17 protein-coding genes are annotated in these 15530 nt (G+C 68.0%); 8 read left to right on the forward strand and 9 right to left on the reverse strand.

All coding sequences use genetic code 11. From position 1 onward, the window contains the following. Positions 1-26: 26 nt before the first annotated feature. Both ACFYO1_RS08380 and ACFYO1_RS08385 read right to left on the reverse strand, forming a co-directional pair. Positions 27-470 (reverse strand): HIT family protein, encoded by a 444-nt coding sequence (locus ACFYO1_RS08380; protein ID WP_387228398.1) that lies wholly within the window; start codon positions 468-470, stop codon positions 27-29. Positions 471-761: 291 nt separating this feature from the next. After that, positions 762-1361 carry a hypothetical protein gene (locus tag ACFYO1_RS08385; RefSeq protein ID WP_387228400.1) on the reverse strand — a complete coding sequence of 200 codons (600 nt, stop codon included), beginning with the start codon at positions 1359-1361 and terminating at the stop codon, positions 762-764. A gap of 227 nt (positions 1362-1588) precedes the next feature. Between ACFYO1_RS08385 and ACFYO1_RS08390 the strand changes: the two genes are divergently transcribed. After that, positions 1589-2407, forward strand: a complete 819-nt coding sequence (locus ACFYO1_RS08390; RefSeq protein WP_387228402.1) for an acyl-CoA thioesterase — start codon at positions 1589-1591, stop codon at positions 2405-2407. Positions 2408-2730: 323 nt separating this feature from the next. On the opposite strand, the gene ACFYO1_RS08395 is transcribed toward ACFYO1_RS08390, so the two are convergent. After that, the gene (locus ACFYO1_RS08395) at positions 2731-4422 is read right to left on the reverse strand and encodes an APC family permease (RefSeq protein ID WP_387231779.1); all 1692 of its coding nucleotides are present in this window, start codon (positions 4420-4422) and stop codon (positions 2731-2733) included. Positions 4423-4641: 219 nt separating this feature from the next. Here ACFYO1_RS08395 and pdxT point away from each other — a divergent pair, with 219 nt between their 5' ends. Continuing rightward, positions 4642-5286 (forward strand): pyridoxal 5'-phosphate synthase glutaminase subunit PdxT, encoded by a 645-nt coding sequence (pdxT, locus tag ACFYO1_RS08400; protein WP_387228404.1) that lies wholly within the window; start codon positions 4642-4644, stop codon positions 5284-5286. A gap of 116 nt (positions 5287-5402) precedes the next feature. Beyond that, the gene (locus ACFYO1_RS08405; RefSeq protein ID WP_378720463.1) at positions 5403-6155 is read left to right on the forward strand and encodes a YebC/PmpR family DNA-binding transcriptional regulator; all 753 of its coding nucleotides are present in this window, start codon (positions 5403-5405) and stop codon (positions 6153-6155) included. Here ACFYO1_RS08405 and ACFYO1_RS08410 read toward each other — a convergent pair. The 4 genes from ACFYO1_RS08410 to ACFYO1_RS08425 all read right to left on the reverse strand — a co-directional run bounded on the left by ACFYO1_RS08410 (position 6152) and on the right by ACFYO1_RS08425 (position 8351). After that, the gene (locus tag ACFYO1_RS08410) at positions 6152-6646 is read right to left on the reverse strand and encodes an SRPBCC family protein (RefSeq protein ID WP_387228406.1); all 495 of its coding nucleotides are present in this window, start codon (positions 6644-6646) and stop codon (positions 6152-6154) included. The two genes, ACFYO1_RS08405 and ACFYO1_RS08410, sit on opposite strands and share 4 nt — an antisense overlap. Beyond that, a complete protein-coding gene (locus tag ACFYO1_RS08415) occupies positions 6643-7005 on the reverse strand; it encodes a metalloregulator ArsR/SmtB family transcription factor (RefSeq protein ID WP_387228408.1) in 363 nt (120 codons plus the stop codon). The genes ACFYO1_RS08410 and ACFYO1_RS08415 overlap by 4 nt, the downstream gene beginning before the upstream one ends. A gap of 121 nt (positions 7006-7126) precedes the next feature. Then, positions 7127-7333 (reverse strand): DUF5988 family protein, encoded by a 207-nt coding sequence (locus tag ACFYO1_RS08420; RefSeq protein WP_387228410.1) that lies wholly within the window; start codon positions 7331-7333, stop codon positions 7127-7129. 73 nt (positions 7334-7406) lie between these two features. Then, the gene (locus ACFYO1_RS08425) at positions 7407-8351 is read right to left on the reverse strand and encodes an NADP-dependent oxidoreductase (RefSeq protein WP_387228411.1); all 945 of its coding nucleotides are present in this window, start codon (positions 8349-8351) and stop codon (positions 7407-7409) included. Positions 8352-8421: 70 nt separating this feature from the next. Between ACFYO1_RS08425 and ACFYO1_RS08430 the strand changes: the two genes are divergently transcribed. After that, positions 8422-9384, forward strand: a complete 963-nt coding sequence (locus ACFYO1_RS08430; RefSeq protein WP_387228414.1) for a GlxA family transcriptional regulator — start codon at positions 8422-8424, stop codon at positions 9382-9384. 303 nt (positions 9385-9687) lie between these two features. Here ACFYO1_RS08430 and ACFYO1_RS08435 read toward each other — a convergent pair whose 3' ends face one another. Then, positions 9688-11160 carry an alpha/beta hydrolase gene (locus tag ACFYO1_RS08435; protein ID WP_387228417.1) on the reverse strand — a complete coding sequence of 491 codons (1473 nt, stop codon included), beginning with the start codon at positions 11158-11160 and terminating at the stop codon, positions 9688-9690. 130 nt (positions 11161-11290) lie between these two features. Here ACFYO1_RS08435 and ACFYO1_RS08440 point away from each other — a divergent pair, with 130 nt between their 5' ends. The 4 genes from ACFYO1_RS08440 (at position 11291) to ruvB (ending at position 14326) form a co-directional block, all read left to right on the forward strand. Next, on the forward strand, positions 11291-11689 hold the full coding sequence (locus ACFYO1_RS08440) for an acyl-CoA thioesterase (RefSeq protein WP_387228419.1): 399 nt from the start codon (positions 11291-11293) through the stop codon (positions 11687-11689). 376 nt (positions 11690-12065) lie between these two features. Then, entirely contained in the window at positions 12066-12635 is a 570-nt protein-coding gene (gene ruvC, locus ACFYO1_RS08445; protein ID WP_378720471.1) for a crossover junction endodeoxyribonuclease RuvC, read from the forward strand. After that, positions 12632-13237, forward strand: coding sequence for a Holliday junction branch migration protein RuvA (gene ruvA / locus ACFYO1_RS08450; RefSeq protein WP_387228420.1), 606 nt, complete (start codon positions 12632-12634; stop codon positions 13235-13237). Before ruvC ends, ruvA begins: the two co-directional genes overlap by 4 nt. A gap of 6 nt (positions 13238-13243) precedes the next feature. Beyond that, positions 13244-14326 carry a Holliday junction branch migration DNA helicase RuvB gene (ruvB, locus tag ACFYO1_RS08455; RefSeq protein WP_387228422.1) on the forward strand — a complete coding sequence of 361 codons (1083 nt, stop codon included), beginning with the start codon at positions 13244-13246 and terminating at the stop codon, positions 14324-14326. Between the two features lie 459 nt (positions 14327-14785). Here the strand turns inward: ruvB and ACFYO1_RS08460 are convergent, their stop codons facing one another. Continuing rightward, entirely contained in the window at positions 14786-15385 is a 600-nt protein-coding gene (locus ACFYO1_RS08460) for a DivIVA domain-containing protein (RefSeq protein WP_387228424.1), read from the reverse strand. Positions 15386-15530: the final 145 nt, after the last annotated feature.

Consider the following 15530-nt stretch of genomic DNA (forward strand, 5'->3'; position numbering starts at 1 on the left):
GAGAGCGGCCCGCCGTGGTGTGCCACTCAAAAGCCGGTGAAATGGTTGGAGAGGCGGGTGCACAAGGGTTTCAGGGCGGTGGGGGTGGTTCGGGGGGAGTCAGGCCAGGAGTCGACGTCGGTCCAGGGGGTGGTCGGTGGGGTGCCGTGCGGGCGGGCGAAGACGTGTTGGTGGAAGTGCGGGACCGAGCGACCGGTGATGGCGGAGAAAACGTGCTCAGGGGCCAGTTCTTCGTGCAGGGCTCGGGCCGCGCGAGTCACCGCCATGCCTACGGCCGCGGCTTCGGGGTCGGTCAGGGTGGCGACCGTAGGGGTGTGGCGGCGGGTTTCTACGAACAGGTAGCCCGGGACGGGGGAGGCCTGGTCGAGGGGGCGATGGGTGACCACGATCAGATCGTTTTCGAAGATCACCGGCCCGACAAGTGGCCCGACCCCTTGATGTTTCGCGCAGATGGCGCATTCACTCCCCATCGGGCCACACTAGCGAGCGCTGGCGGGGGATGTGGCTGCGGCAAAGTACGAGTGGCCCCGCCGCTGTGCCCGCTCGGCGGCAAAGGACGACTGCTGTGGCACACCAAGTCGTGAGCTGGAGCTCGATCGTAGGCATAGACACATCTGGTTACGTGGATATGCGCATCTATCTATTCAACCGGTCACGAGATTCCGGGAAACGCCGCGAGACAAGAGATAAAAGAAGCAAGGAGGCAAAGGGGCAGCAGGCAAGGAGGCGATTCTTTGGTGGGATCCTGGCGGGGTCGGAGGTTAGTCGGTGAGGCGCAGGGCTGGGCGGTCGGGGTGGTCCCAGCGGGCGAAGAAGGTTGGGGTGGGGGAGGTTTGGAGTAGGGCGGGGATGGTCCAGTGGTCTTCGGGTGGAGTGGTTCGGCGGAGGGCTTGTTCGGACATGTGGAGATGCAGGGTCAGGTCGAAGTCGAGGTAGTGGTCGAGCAGCATGGGGCCGGCGATGAAGAGGACGGTGTCGGCGGCGGCGGGGCGGATGGTGGCGCGGGCGGAGCGGTCGGTGGCTTCGTCCCAGAGGGCGGGGAGCCAGCGGCCCTCTTTGTGCACTGCGTCGATGACCTCGCGGCGGAGCGCTTCATAGTCGAACCAGGCGGTCCGATAGGAAATGTCGTCGCGGCCGAACTCCACCCGCAGCGATGCCGGACGGACGTAGTCGTGCAGCGAGACCACCTCGGCAGATCTGCCGGTGTCACGCAACGCGGCGGCGGTGCGGTGGGCGAAATCGAGGGGACGGGCCGCATCGGCGCCGTCGATGGCGATCACCCGACGGCCGGGCAGAGTGCGGACCCGCTCGACGAGACGTTCGACGAGTGCGTCCTGAGTGATCGGAACGAACTGTGGCACCGGTCAATCAGAGCAAACCAAGCGGACGTGCCGAGTCGGCGGCACCCGCAAACGGAGATGGCGCCGCATGCTCGCTCAGTTCGAAGGGAACTGACGGGCCGAACCCGCGCGGTAGCTCGGCCCGGTCATCTCGCCGCACGACCCGACCGGGGACCGGAACCTCATTGCTGGCGGATCACCCGACGGCCGAGGACGACCGTGACGACGTGGCGAGTTAATCTCAGCCCATGGCGACAATCGAAGAGGCGCTGGAGATAGAGCGGCTCGAGCGCGACATCTTCCGTGGGGCGTCCACGAAGACTCAGCTTCCGCGCACGTTCGGCGGACAGGTTGCCGGCCAGGCGCTGGTGTCGGCGGTGCGCACGGTCGAGGAGCGGTATCAGGTGCATTCGCTGCACGGATACTTCCTGCGTCCGGGTAACCCGGACCAGCCGACGGTGTATCTCGTCGAACGGATCAGGGACGGACGCTCGTTCTGCACCCGCCGGGTCACCGGTGTGCAGGACGGTCAGGCGATCTTCACGATGTCGGCGTCGTTCCACACCGGCGACCAGGGCCCGGAGCATCAGGACGAGATGCCGCCGGTGCAGCCGCCGGACGAGCTCCCGGACGCGAGCATCACGATGAGCCCGGAACGCCTGTGGGCGATGCGCGAGTGGGAACACTGGGACATCCGCACGGTCCCGCAGGACCAGGTGACCCGCCGCGACGGCGTGGTCTCCCAGCAGCAGGTGTGGTTCCGCTACCGGCACCCGCTGCCCGACGACCCGCTGTTCCACGTCTGCACGCTGGCTTACATGAGCGATATGACGTTGCTCGGTTCGTCGAAGGTGACCCACCCCGACGAGCAGACCCAGAACGCGTCCCTCGATCACGCGATGTGGTTCCTGCGCCCGTTCCGCGCCGACGACTGGCTGCTCTACGACCAATCGTCGCCGTCGGCCGGCTTCGGCCGAGCGCTCACCGGCGGCAAGATCTTCAACCGCGAAGGGCAGATGGTCGCAGCGGTGGTCCAGGAAGGCCTCATCCGTAACCTCCGCGACTGACCGCCGGCCGCCGCGCGTGTCATGGCACGCGGCGGCAGGAATTGCCACCAAACAGCTGCTGAGCGGCAGGTGAATCGATGCGCACCGGCCCGGTCCGTGGCGGCAGGAGTCCCTGGCAAGCAGCTCCGCGGCAGGTGAATTGGTGCGCGCCTGCCTGGCCCGTGGCGGCAGGAATCGCTGGCAAACAGCTGCGCGGCGGGTGAATTGGTGCGCATCGGCCTGGCCGGCAATCTCGGCGTACCGAACCGCGAGCGATTTGTCGACCGCAGTGGTGTGCGTGTGGCCGACGCACACCACCGCGGCCGCCTGAATTCACTCAGGCTCTATCCCACCTGGACGCGCAGGTGGCAGACCACTGTGTCGGTCATACGGCGCAGCACGCGTTCGAGTTCATCGCTGCGATGGCTGGGCAGGACGCGGTTCCAGCCGACCGGCGGGTCGACCTCGGCGATGACGACGACCTTGCGCCGCCCCTCGAAGTTGTCCCGCACATAGCGCGCGACCGGCCCGCCGACGGTGGCGTCGCTGTCCTCGAGCAGCACCAGCCGCACCTCGGGATGCCATGCCTCCCACGCCTTGGTGAACGCCTTGATCGACTCGCCGGGCAGGCAAACATGCACCGCGACAACGTCCTTGCCGATCGAGAGCGCCGCGGACAGCGCCTCGCAGCTCAGGTCGGACACCTCGGACACCGGCACGACGATGACGGCGTCGCGCGGTCGCGGCGGCGGCGGTACCTCGTCGGAGCGCCGGAACGCGCCGATCTTGCCATAGGTGTCGCGAATTCGCTCCATCCCGACCACCAGTACCGGCAGGATCAACACGATCAACCACGCGCCCTCGGTGAATTTCATTGCGGTGGTGACGATTGCGGCGATGAAGGTGAGCAGCGCCCCGAATCCGTTGAGCGCCATCCGCCATCGCCAACCCGACGTCTTGTGCAGCAGCCAATGCCGCACCATGCCGACCTGCGCGATGGTGAACCCGACGAACACCCCGATCGCGAACAGCGGGACCAGCGCGTTCATCTTGCCGTTCGCGCCGATCAGCAGCACGCCCGCCGCGATGGCCAGGGTCAGCACGCCATATCGGTACACCTGCCGTGGCGAGCTGACCGCGAATCGATGCGGCAGGCAGTTGTCGTCGGCGAGAATCTTGGTGAGCGTAGGCAGCCCGCCATAGGAGGTGTTGGCGGCCAGCGCCAGCAACACGACCGTCGCGAATTGCACTACGTAGTAACCGATTCCATGTCCGAGTGCGGCCTCGGTCAACTGCGACAACACCGTGGTGCCCTCGATCGGACGTACCTCGAACTTCTCGATCAGCACCGCGAGCCCGATCAGCATGACCCCGAGCAGGGCCCCCAGCGCCACCTCGGCCCGTTGCGCGCGAACAACTTTCGGCGCCTCGAAGCTCGGCACCGCGTTCGCGATCGCCTCCACGCCGGTCAACGCGGCACACCCACTGGAGAAAGCCTTGAGCAGCAACAGAACTCCGACGGTGTGCGCGTCCAGCACCGTCGCGGCGCCCTGGCTGAGACTCGCGGGCTCGGACCGCAGCAACCCCGCGACGATCACCGTGCAGATCCCTGCGACGAACACCACGGTCGGCACCATGAACGCCCGAGCACTCTCGGTGATCCCGAGCAGATTCAACCCCGTGATGCCCACCAGAATCGCCACGCACAACCACACCGTGTACGGCAGCAACGCCGGAAAGGCGGAGGTCAGCGCCGCGACACCGGCCGCGATCGACACCGCGACGTTCAGCACGTAGTCGATGATCAACGAGGCCGCGGCGGTCAAACTGGTCCGATGCCCGAGATGGGCCTTGGCCACCGCGTACGCCCCACCACCGTTCGGGAACGCCGCGATCACCTGCCGATACGAGGCGACCAGCACCGCGAGCAGGGCCGCGATCGCCAACGTCACCGGCAGCGTCAGCCCGAGCCCCGCCCCGCCCGCCGCGGCCAGCACCAGCACGATCGCCTCGGGACCGTAGGACACCGACGCCATCGCGTCGAGGGAAAGCCCCGCCAATCCGGTCGGCACGGTCAGCCCCTTGCGGGCCCGGACACCCTTCGCCCCTCCGCGCGGCGCGGGGACCTTGCGCGGCAACACAGCTATCACCCTGAGAGTGTCGACCCGTTTCGCGCGCACAGCCCCTGCCGTTGACGGAACCCTGACGGAGACCGTGAGCAGGCCCACACCGCGACGGCTCGTAAACTTTCCGACGTGAACGCTTCCCCGGTCGCCGCCCCTGCCGCCGCCGACCTCGCGCAGGCCCCCACCATCGGCGTGCTGGCCCTGCAGGGTGACGTGCGTGAGCACATCGCGGCCCTCGCGCACTGCGGCGCCGAGCCCGTGCTGGTCCGCCGCGCCGCCGAGCTGGCCGCGGTCGACGCGCTGGTCCTGCCCGGCGGCGAATCGACCGCCATCAGCAAGCTCCTGGAAGTCTTCGAACTGCTCGAACCGCTGCGCGCGCGACTGCGAGATGGCATGCCCGCCTTCGGTTCCTGCGCGGGCATGATCCTGCTGGCGGACGAGGTGCTCGACACCCGGCCGGACGCGCAGCACCTGTCCGGCATCGATATGACGGTGCGCCGCAACGCCTTCGGCCGTCAGGTCGACTCCTTCGAGGTGGACCTGGACTTCACCGGACTCGACGACGGACCGATGCGCGCGGTATTCATCCGGGCGCCCTGGGTGGAACGGGCGGGCGACGGCGTGGAGGTGCTCGCGACCGTGCCCGACGGGCCGTTCGCCGGCCGCATTGTGGCAGTGCGCCAAGGCAACGTGCTGGCGACGTCGTTCCACCCGGAGGTCACCGGCGATCTGCGCGTGCACCGGATGTTCGTGGACCTGGTCCGGGACGCGTAGTTCACGCGCTGTTCAGACCGCCGCGACCGGCCGAGTAGGCTGGAGAAGTTGTTCGTCCGGCCAGGCCGGTACGGTACACACCACCGAACGTGCCATCGACCTGAAGGAAGTAGGGAATGAGCGGCCACTCCAAATGGGCCACCACCAAGCACAAGAAGGCGGGGATCGACGCCAAGCGTGGCAAGCTCTTCGCCAAGTTGATCAAGAACATCGAGGTGGCGGCCCGCACGGGTGGCAGTGACCCCGGCGGCAACCCGACGCTCTACGACGCCATCCAGAAGGCGAAGAAGTCGTCGGTGCCCAACGACAACATCGAGCGTGCCCGCAAGCGCGGCGGTGGTGAAGAGGCCGGCGGCGCCGACTGGCAGACCATCATGTACGAGGGCTACGGCCCCAATGGTGTCGCGGTGCTGATCGAGTGCTTGACCGACAACCGCAACCGTGCCGCGGGCGAGGTCCGGGTCGCGATGACCCGCAACGGCGGCAACATGGCCGACCCGGGTTCGGTGTCGTACCTGTTCCACCGCAAGGGCGTCGTGACGCTGGAGAAGAACGGCCTGTCCGAGGACGACGTGCTGATGGCCGTGCTCGACGCGGGCGCCGAGGAGGTCAACGACCTCGGTGATTCGTTCGAGATCATCAGCGAACCGGGCGACCTGATCCCGGTGCGCAAGGCGTTGCAGGCCGCCGAAATCGATTACGACTCCGCCGAATCCGGCTTCCAGCCGTCGGTGTCGGTCGAGGTCGACGCCGACGGCGCGCGCAAGGTGATCAAGTTGGTCGACGCGCTCGAGGACAGCGACGACGTGCAGAACGTGTACACCAACGTCGACATCTCCGACGAGATCCTGGCGCAGCTGGACGACTAGTCCGGCAGCGATTCGTAGTACTCCCTCATGAAGGGGTAGTAGTCGTCCCACTCGGGGCGGTCCGTGCCTGCGCGGGCCGCCCCGAGTGCGTCCAGGTAGTACTCCCAGCCTGGGCCGACCTCGGCGATCTTCGCCTCGGGCTCGAGGTGGTGGGTGAAGACGAGTTCGGTGACGCCGTCGGTTTCGGTGAGCACTGCTTCGAGGTGCCAGCTGCCGTAGCTGTCGGTGGTGGTGAGCGCGAGCCGGTGCGGTGGTTCGCACGCGTCGATGCGGGCGTCGCACCAGGGGGCGCCCTCCTCGTGCGCCATCTGCACCTTGATGTTCTGTCCGGTGCCCGGCTCGCCCTCCCATGGGCCGAACCAGCGTGCGGTGCGGTCGGATTCGGTGATGCTGGCCCACACGTCCGCGATCGGCGCGCGGTAGGTCCGGGTCAGGATCAGGTCGCGCTTGCCGTCGGCGCGGTCCAGGCGTCCGGTGGGTCGCAGGGTCATCCCGTGTTCTCCTTGGGGTTTCGGTCGGCCGGTGCGGCGCGGTGCTCGCGGCGCGTCCGGTAGACCTCGGTGCCGAGTGCGTCGAGCCGGTGCTCCCACGCAGTGCTGGTGTCGAAGTGTGCGATCCAGTCGGCGAGTTGGTTCAACGGTTCCGGGTCGAGCACGTAATACCGCTGTCTGCCGATGAGTTCGTCATGGACCAGCCCGCTTTCGCGCAGCACCCGCAGGTGCCGGCTTATCGCGGGCCTGCTGATCTCGAACTGCCCCGCGATCTCACCCGCGGTGAGCCGGGTCCCGCGCAACAGCGTCAGGATCTCCCGCCGCACCGGATCGGCGATCGCGCTCGCCACTTCGTCCACCGCAAAAGCGTAACCAATTGGTTACGCTTTTGTCCAGAGGTTGCCCGTGGTTGCCTGGGCGGTCCAGGGGAAGGCGGCCGGTCGATGATCCGACCGGCCGCACAGGACGATTATTCGCGCGTCACTTCGGGAGCTCGGTCCGGCTGGACCACTCGTAAACACGCAACCGCCCCTCCGGGGTGTCCTTCTCCTTACCGGTCACCTTGAAGTGCTCGTAACCACCCTTGAACGGGACTTTCAGCTCGATTCCCGGCGGGGTGATGGGAACGATACGTGCGGGCATGTCTTTCGGCCCGCCCTCGAGGACAGCCTTCACAACAGTGCTCATCATCGGATGGTAGAAGCGTGACCGTCCCGATTTCGTGGATTCACCGAAGCGCCGCGCGGAAAAAGTTTCGGTGTCAGGGGACAGTGACAACCAGTTTGCCGACGGTGCGGCCCGTCTCGCCCAACGCGTGTGCCTTCGCGGCGTCGGTCAGTGGGAACGTGCCCGCGATCGTCGGACGCAACCGGCCGGAGTCCACCAGCCCGGCCAGCGCGACCATGCCCGCGTGGTCGTCCTCCACCAGCATGCGCAGCGCGCGCACGCCGAGCTTGCTCGCCTCGGCCGCGAGATCGACGTCGCCGATCGGGCGCAACGTGACCAGCACGCCACCCGGACGCAGCGTGCGCAGTGAGCGGACGCTGTTGTCGTCGGTGACCGAATCCAGCACCACGTCCACGTCGCGAACCGCCTCGGCGATATCGGTCGTGCGGTAGTCGATCGCCTCGTCCGCGCCGATGCCGTGCAGGAATTCGTGATTGGGCGCGCTGGCCGTGCCGATGACGTAGGCGCCACGGGCCTTGGCGATCTGGACGGCGAAGTGCCCGACGCCGCCTGCCGCCGCGTGAATCAGCACCCGCTGTCCGGCCTGCAGATCGGCGGTGTCGACCAGCGCCTGCCACGCGGTCAGTGCGGCCAGCGGGATCGCGGCGGCCTGTACGTGATCCAGGCTCGCGGGTTTGCGGGCGAAGGCGCGGGCCGGGCCGACGACGTATTCGGCCAGTGCGCCATGGCCGTTCGGGTAGGGCAGCATGCCGAAGACCTCGTCGCCCGGTTGGAACAGGGTCACGCCGACGCCGGTCGCGGCGACCTCTCCGGACGCGTCCCAGCCGAGGACGAACGGCGGTGCCGGGAGGAAGGCGACGTTGGCCCGGTGCTTCCAGTCGGTCGGGTTGAGGCCGGCCGCGCGCACCCTGACCAGGATCTCGCCCGGACCGGGAACGGGGCGGGGGAGTCGCACCTCGGTGAGGACCTCCGGGCCGCCGAGGGTGTTCTGACTGATCGCACGCATGGTTTCGTTCATGGCATCGAGTTTTCTCGGTTGGCCCCGGCGGGAAAATGGCACGATTGCCATTCTTCGATATGATCGTGCCATGAAGCCTTCGGCGCATCGGATCGTCGTGCTGGCGCTGGACGGGGTCTATCCGTTCGAGCTCGGCATCCCCACCCGGGTGTTCGGCAGTGCCGACGGACGCTATGAGATCCGCACCTGTTCGCTCGACGGTCAGCCGGTGCGAACCGTCGCGGATTACTCGATCGCCGTCGCACACGACAGCAGCATTCTCGACACCGCCGACACGGTGATCCTGCCTGCCTGCGACATCCGGATGACCCTCGGCGGCGATCTGCCCCGACCAGTGCGCGACGCGCTCGCCCGGATCCGGCCCGGCGCGCGGCTCGTCGCCATCTGCACCGGGTCGTTCGTGGCGGCGGCCGCGGGTCTGCTCGACGGTCGTCCCGCGACCACCCACTGGCGCGAGGCCGAGCTGTTCCGGCGCACGTTCCCGCGCGTCCGGCTCGATCCCGACGTGCTCTACGTCGACGACGATGACGTACTCACCTCCGCGGGCGCGGCGGCGGGCATCGACGTGTGCCTGCATCTCGTGCGCCGCGATCACGGCAGTGCGGTGGCCAACGCGGTCGCCCGGCGTTGCGTCATGCCGCCCTGGCGCGAGGGTGGCCAGGCTCAGTACATCGAGCAGCCCGTTCCGCCGCCCACCTCTGCGGGCACCGCCGCCGCCCGGCAATGGGCACTGGAAAACCTCCACCTGCCGCTCACCGTCGACGAACTCGCCGCCACCGCGCGCATGAGCAAGCGCACCTTCGCCCGCCGCTTCAGCGAGGAGGTCGGTATGAGCCCCGGCCGCTGGCTCATCCAGCAGCGACTCTTCCGCGCTCGCCACCTCCTCGAATCCACCGACATGACCGTCGACCGCATCGCCGGCGAGGTCGGCTTCGCCACCGGCACCTCCCTGCGCCAGCACCTGCACGAGGCCATCGGCGTCTCCCCCCAGGCCTACCGCCGCACCTTCACCCGCACCCTCGCCCCCGCCTGAGGCCGGGCTTCAATCGCGTTGTCGTCGCGCGAGTTTCGTCAGGCCAACGCCCGCACGCAATTCCACTGGTCGAACGAAATCTAGGCGACGCTCGGCGGATTGGATCGGCAGTCCGCTCGGCACACCATGATCAACGGGACATGATGGTGGCAAAGTGCGAGTAGGCACACCCTCATGTCCCGTTGGTCTGGAGTGGTGGGTGTCGAAGGGCGGCAGTCGGATTGGCGAGGTCTGAGTGTGCGGCGGGTGGTCGACGGGTGATGGCCGTGGCTGAGGGCGAGTGGGGGCACTGTGCGGTGGGGGTCAGGTGGGGTTGGGAGTTGGGAGGCCTAGGCGGGCGGTGATCCAGGGGAGGGAGGAGGTGAAGGCGGCCGAGGCGAATTGCCAGGTGTGGCCGCCCTGGGTGGTGTGGATGGTGCAGTCGATGCCTACCTCGCGGCCCTGGTCGCAGAGCTTTTCGGCGGCGCCGACCTCGCCGGTGTCCATGATGCCGTCGTGGCCGCCCATGCCTGCGGTGTCGTCGTCCTCGACCGGGGGACGGTTGGCGCGCGGGGTGGCGTTGCCGTTCGGGTGGCGCTGGGGCGGGGTGAGGTCGTCGAAAAGCCCTGCGGTGCCGGTGTATCGGCCGTGCTTGGCCATGACCGTCATCGGGTCGAAGGCGGCCCACTGGTCGGCGTTGCCGCCGAAGAGGCGGGCGATGGTCTGGTCCTTGGTGCCGGAGACGGGGCCGATGTCGCCGGCGATGTCGACGAAGGTGCGGATCAGTTCGGGGTGCATGACGGCCAGGTCGACGGCGCAGGTGCCGCCCATGGACCAGCCGACCACCGCCCACTGCGCGGGATCGGCGGACGCGCCGAACTCGGATTCGAGGTAGCCCGGCACATCTCGGGTCAGGTGGTCGGCGGCGTCGCCGCGTGGGCCGTTCACGCATTCGGTGTCGTTGTTGAAACTGCCGCTGGAGTCGACGAAGACGAGGATCGGCGCGCGGCCACCGTTGGCGGCGGTGAACTGGTCGACGGCGGGCATGATCTGCCCGCTGCGCATCCAGTCCGCGGGCGTGTTGAACTCGCCGCCGATCATCATGACCACCGGCAACGTGGGCGGCTTCGGCCCGGCGAACCAGGCCGGCGGCAGGTAGACGTATTCGGTGCGATGCGGAAAACCGCTGCCCGAGTCGGGAATTCGGACCGGTACGACCTTGCCCGTCTGGACGTCGGTGTCGCGCAGGCCGTCCAGCGCGTCGAGATCGGTCTGGTGCGGCAGCGGACCGGCGGTCACCGCGCCCCACGCGGCCTGCACGGTGGGGTAGTAGCCGACCCATTGATTGAGCACGATCCCGGTACTGATCAGCGCCAGCGGAATGGCGAGCAGAGCCACTCCGCGCCGCCACCACCGCGCGCCGGGCCAGCCGAGCACCGCGACGGCCAGTGCACTCGCCGTCGCGCCGATGCACGCCCACAGCAACGCGGGCGCCGGATCGGACGCCAGCCCCTGATTCGACACATACCACCGCGCGACCAGCGCCCCGGCCACGCCGATCAGCACGCACACCGGCACCTGGATCACCCACCACCGCCGCGTTCTCCGCGCGACGGCGAGCAGCAGCAACGCCACCGCGACGAGTTCGACGGTCAGCGGCAGCCATCCGTGCAGCAGCGAAATTCCGTGGTGAAAGGTGTTCTGGTAGTTCGGATTCAGATTCGCCGACGGCAGCTGCGGGGGCGGCGGTGGCGCCGGGATCGCGGGCGCGGCAAACGGCACTCCAGGGGCAGACACGTACGGCATTGTCGACACCGTTCCTCGAGACACCCTGTGAATCGGCTCCAGGCAACCTGGGTGCCCGAACTTGTCGGTGGGTGCTGGCATAGTCGGCCACGTGCCCTTCAGTACGCGTATCGAAGTTCGTGTGTCCGATCTGGATCCGCAGTTGCATGTCACCGGCGCCGCGTATCACCAGTTCGCCGACCACTCCCGTTTCGCCTGCGTGCAGGCCGCGGGCATCTCGGTCGACGAGCTGATCGCGGACGGGTTCGGACCGGTCAACCTCGAGACGACGATCAAATTCCACAAGGAACTACGCGGCGGCGACGCGGTCGACGTGTCCTGCCACTGGTTGTGGGGAACCGGCAAGACCTACCGCGTCGAACAAATCCTCACCCGCATGGACGGCGAAGTCGCCGCCACCGTCACCAACGTCAGCGGTCTACTGGACCTCCGCGCCCGCCGCCTCGTCACCGACCCGGCCCGCGAATGGGCCACCCGCGCCAAGAACCCGGAGCTACTCGGATTTTCCGGCTCGGCATGAACCGTCGGACAGGCCGCCTCGCGGGCCGGCACTAACCGTCGAATCTGAATGCGGTGCACCGCACAGCGTGACCGCGAAGCATTGATCCTGCGGGTGTACCGCCTCGTCCCGGATCCAGTGGACGAGTGAGCTGCACGCCTTACGAATCCGGAGCTGCTCGGATTTCCAGCACGCAATGAAACGCGCGGGCATACGGCACGGCGTGACGGCGGCGGCGACGCGCACCGCGCAGCATTTTCTGCGGATCCCGCTTCGTCCGGCGTTATTGCGGCGTACCTCCGGGCGGGAGGAGCGGGCATCCGTGTCGCTGGACTGCGCGACCCCTTCCCTCGGCTAAACTCTCGAACAGTTGTTCGTGTCTGCGAGAGGGGTTTTCGTGCGGGTGATGGGTGTCGACCCGGGTCTCACCCGATGCGGCCTCAGCATCGTCGAGGGCGGTATCGGCCGGAAGGTGACCGCCATCGCCGTCGATGTCGTCCGCACTCCACCCGACATGGACCTCGCGCGGCGACTACTCCAGGTTTCCGATGCCGCCGAATTGTGGCTGGACACGCACAAACCGGGGGCCGTCGCGATCGAACGGGTCTTCGCCCAGCACAATGTGCGTACCGCGATGGGCACCGCGCAGGCCGGCGGAGTGATTGCGCTGGCGGCCGCGCGCCGCGGCATACCGGTCGCGTTCCACACGCCCAGCGAGGTGAAGGCCGCGGTCACCGGCAACGGCACCGCGGACAAGGCGCAGGTCACGGCCATGGTTACCCGAATACTAGGACTGCAGGTCGCGCCGAAACCGGCCGACGCGGCGGATGCGCTCGCCCTGGCCATCTGCCATTGTTGGCGGGCGCCGCTGATCGAGCGGATGGCCAAGGCCGAAGCCCAAGCGGCCGAGGCGCAACGCAAGTACGCGGAACGGCTTGCCGAACAACGGAAGGCGGTAAAGAGGTGATCGCGTCGGTTCGCGGTGAGGTGCTGGAAATCGCCCTCGACCACACGGTGATCGAGGCGGCCGGCATCGGTTACCGGCTCAATGTCACCCCTGCGACGCTGTCCACGCTGACCCGCGGCGAGGAAACCCGGCTCTACACCGCGATGATCGTCCGCGAGGACTCGATGACGCTGTTCGGCTTCGCCGATACCGAGGCGCGCGACCTGTTCGGTCTGCTGCAAACGGTGTCCGGCGTCGGCCCGCGCCTGGCCATGGCGGTGCTCGCGGTGCTCGAACCCGAGGCGCTGCGCAAGGCGCTCGCCGAAAGCAATGTCGCGGCGCTCACCCGGGTGCCCGGCATCGGCAAGCGCGGCGCCGAACGCATGGTGGTCGAGTTGCGCGACAAGGTGAATCTCGTTCCGGTGCAATCCGGTCCGCCCGGCAGCACGCCCACCCCGGTCATCACCCCGGTGCGCGAGCAGGTGGTGGAGGCGCTCACCGGCCTCGGATTCCCGCTCAAACAGGCCGAGCAGGCCATCGACTCTGTGCTGGCCGAACAGCCAGCCGCCGACACCTCGGTCGGGTTGCGCGCCGCGCTCAACCTGCTCGGCCGGAATCGGTAGTCCGGCATGGAATATGACGAGGAACCGGACGAATCCCAGGTCACGCCAAGCCTTTTGAAGTCCGACGGGGAGATCGAGGCCAGTCTGCGGCCGAAGTCGCTGGACGATTTCATCGGCCAGCCGCGGGTGCGCGAACAGCTGGCGCTGGTGCTGCGCGGCGCCAAACAGCGCGGCGGCACCCCGGATCACGTGCTGCTGTCCGGCCCGCCCGGCCTCGGCAAGACCAGCATGGCGATGATCATCGCGGGCGAACTGGGCACCGCGCTGCGCATCACCTCCGGCCCCGCGCTGGAACGCGCCGGCGATCTCGCGGCCATGCTCAGCAACCTGGTCGACGGCGACGTGCTGTTCATCGATGAGATCCACCGCATCGCGCGACCCGCCGAAGAGATGCTCTACCTCGCGATGGAGGACTTCCGCGTCGACGTAGTCGTCGGCAAAGGTCCTGGCGCGACCTCGATTCCGCTCGATATCGCCCCGTTCACCCTGGTCGGCGCGACGACCAGGTCCGGCGCGCTCACCGGCCCGCTGCGTGACCGCTTCGGCTTCACCGGCCACATGGACTTCTACGATCCCGCCGAACTGCTGCGGATCATCCTGCGCTCGGCCCAGATCCTCGGCGTGCAGATCGATCGCGCCGCCGCCGCCGAGATCGCCGGTCGCTCCCGCGGCACGCCGCGTATCGCGAACCGGCTGCTCCGCCGCGTCCGCGACTACGCCGAGGTCCGCGCCGACGGCATGATCACCCTGCCCATCGCGCAGGCCGCGCTCGAGGTGTACGACGTCGACGTGCTCGGCCTCGACCGTCTCGACCGTTCCGTGCTCGCCGCGCTGGTCCGCAGCTTCGGCGGCGGCCCCGTCGGCGTCTCCACTCTCGCGGTCGCGGTAGGGGAGGAGGCCGCCACCGTCGAGGAGGTCTGCGAACCATTCCTCGTCCGCGCCGGCATGGTCGCCCGCACCCCCCGCGGCCGCGTGGCCACCGCCGCCGCCTGGGAACACCTAGGCCTGGTCCCCCCACCCGACCTCGTCTTCGGCTCCATCGAAGTCCGCACCCACAACCCCCAACCCACCCTCGACCTGTTCGAGTAACCATCGAACCGAGTCAAAAGGTCGCTGTCAGAGATCAACTAGCAACCTTTTGACTCGACTCGATCGAGCTGCCGTTGCGCCGCACACCTTTTGGCATACGCACGCGTGTTAGTACGGCGAGTCGGTGTGCGGGGAATAAGAAGGTGTGCGGCTGTCGGTCCTGACGCCGAGTGGAGCTGGGTGCCGTGGCAGGTTGGGTGTGTTGAGTCAAGTGGCGGCTCTCTGTGCAGGCGTGCCTCTCGCCGAGTCGAGTCGAAAGGTGGCCGTCAAAGATCAACGAGCGACCTTTTGACTCGACTCGATTGAGTTGCACCAGCGCCGCACACCCTTTGACATACGTACGGGTGTTGGTGCGGCGAGTTGGTGTGCGAGGCGTCGGGAGGTGTGCGGGTGTTGGTGGCGCTCACTTCTGGGCGGCTGGAGCGATACAGGCAGTGCGAATTGCTCAGCGGTGCGGCGCTACTCGCCGGCGTCTCGATGCAGTGTCCAGCGGTGGTGTTGGTGTTCGGCGTGTTGCAACGCGGCGACCACCAGGTCCATGAAGGCGTCTACCTCGTCGCCCTGGTAGCCGCGGGTGCCCATGCGGGCTCCGCTGAAGCGCACCGAGCGCACGTCCGCGACGGTCAGGCTGCCCGGGCCGCCGTGGGCGAGGGTCGCCGCGACCAGGTCGAGGAAGGCGTCGACCTCGTCTTCGTGATACCCGCGACGGCCGACCGGCGCGTAGGTGAATCGCATGCGCTGCACATCATCCGGCGTCAGGATGGAATGCCCGTTGCCCGACGGCGCCGGCCGCGCCCCACGCTGCCGGCTCTCCAGCTCGACCCGCACCTGATCCAGATACTCGTCGACCTGATCCGCCCGATACCCGCGCGCACCGGCCCGCGGCGCGTCGAAGGTGACATGCCGCAAATCGTCGGCCGCGAGCGAACCCCGCCCGGCCATCGTCGCGGCGACGAGGTCGAGGAAGGCGTCCACCTCGTCGGCGTGATAACCACGCTGCCCGAATGGTGGTGTCGCGAAACTGATTCGGCTCACATCCTCGGGGGTCACGGGCGACATTCTGTCAGGCCCGACGCGCCGGGCCGGCGGAATGTGCGTTTTTCGTACTCCCTGGTCTCGTGCGACCACGAGCGCCCCCTGGCGGACTCGTCGGAACTGTTCTCACACCATAACGCCGCCGACGCCGTCAGGGGGCCTATCGATT

This window comes from Nocardia sp. NPDC006044, from assembly GCF_042871115.1.
Lineage (GTDB): Bacteria > Actinomycetota > Actinomycetes > Mycobacteriales > Mycobacteriaceae > Nocardia.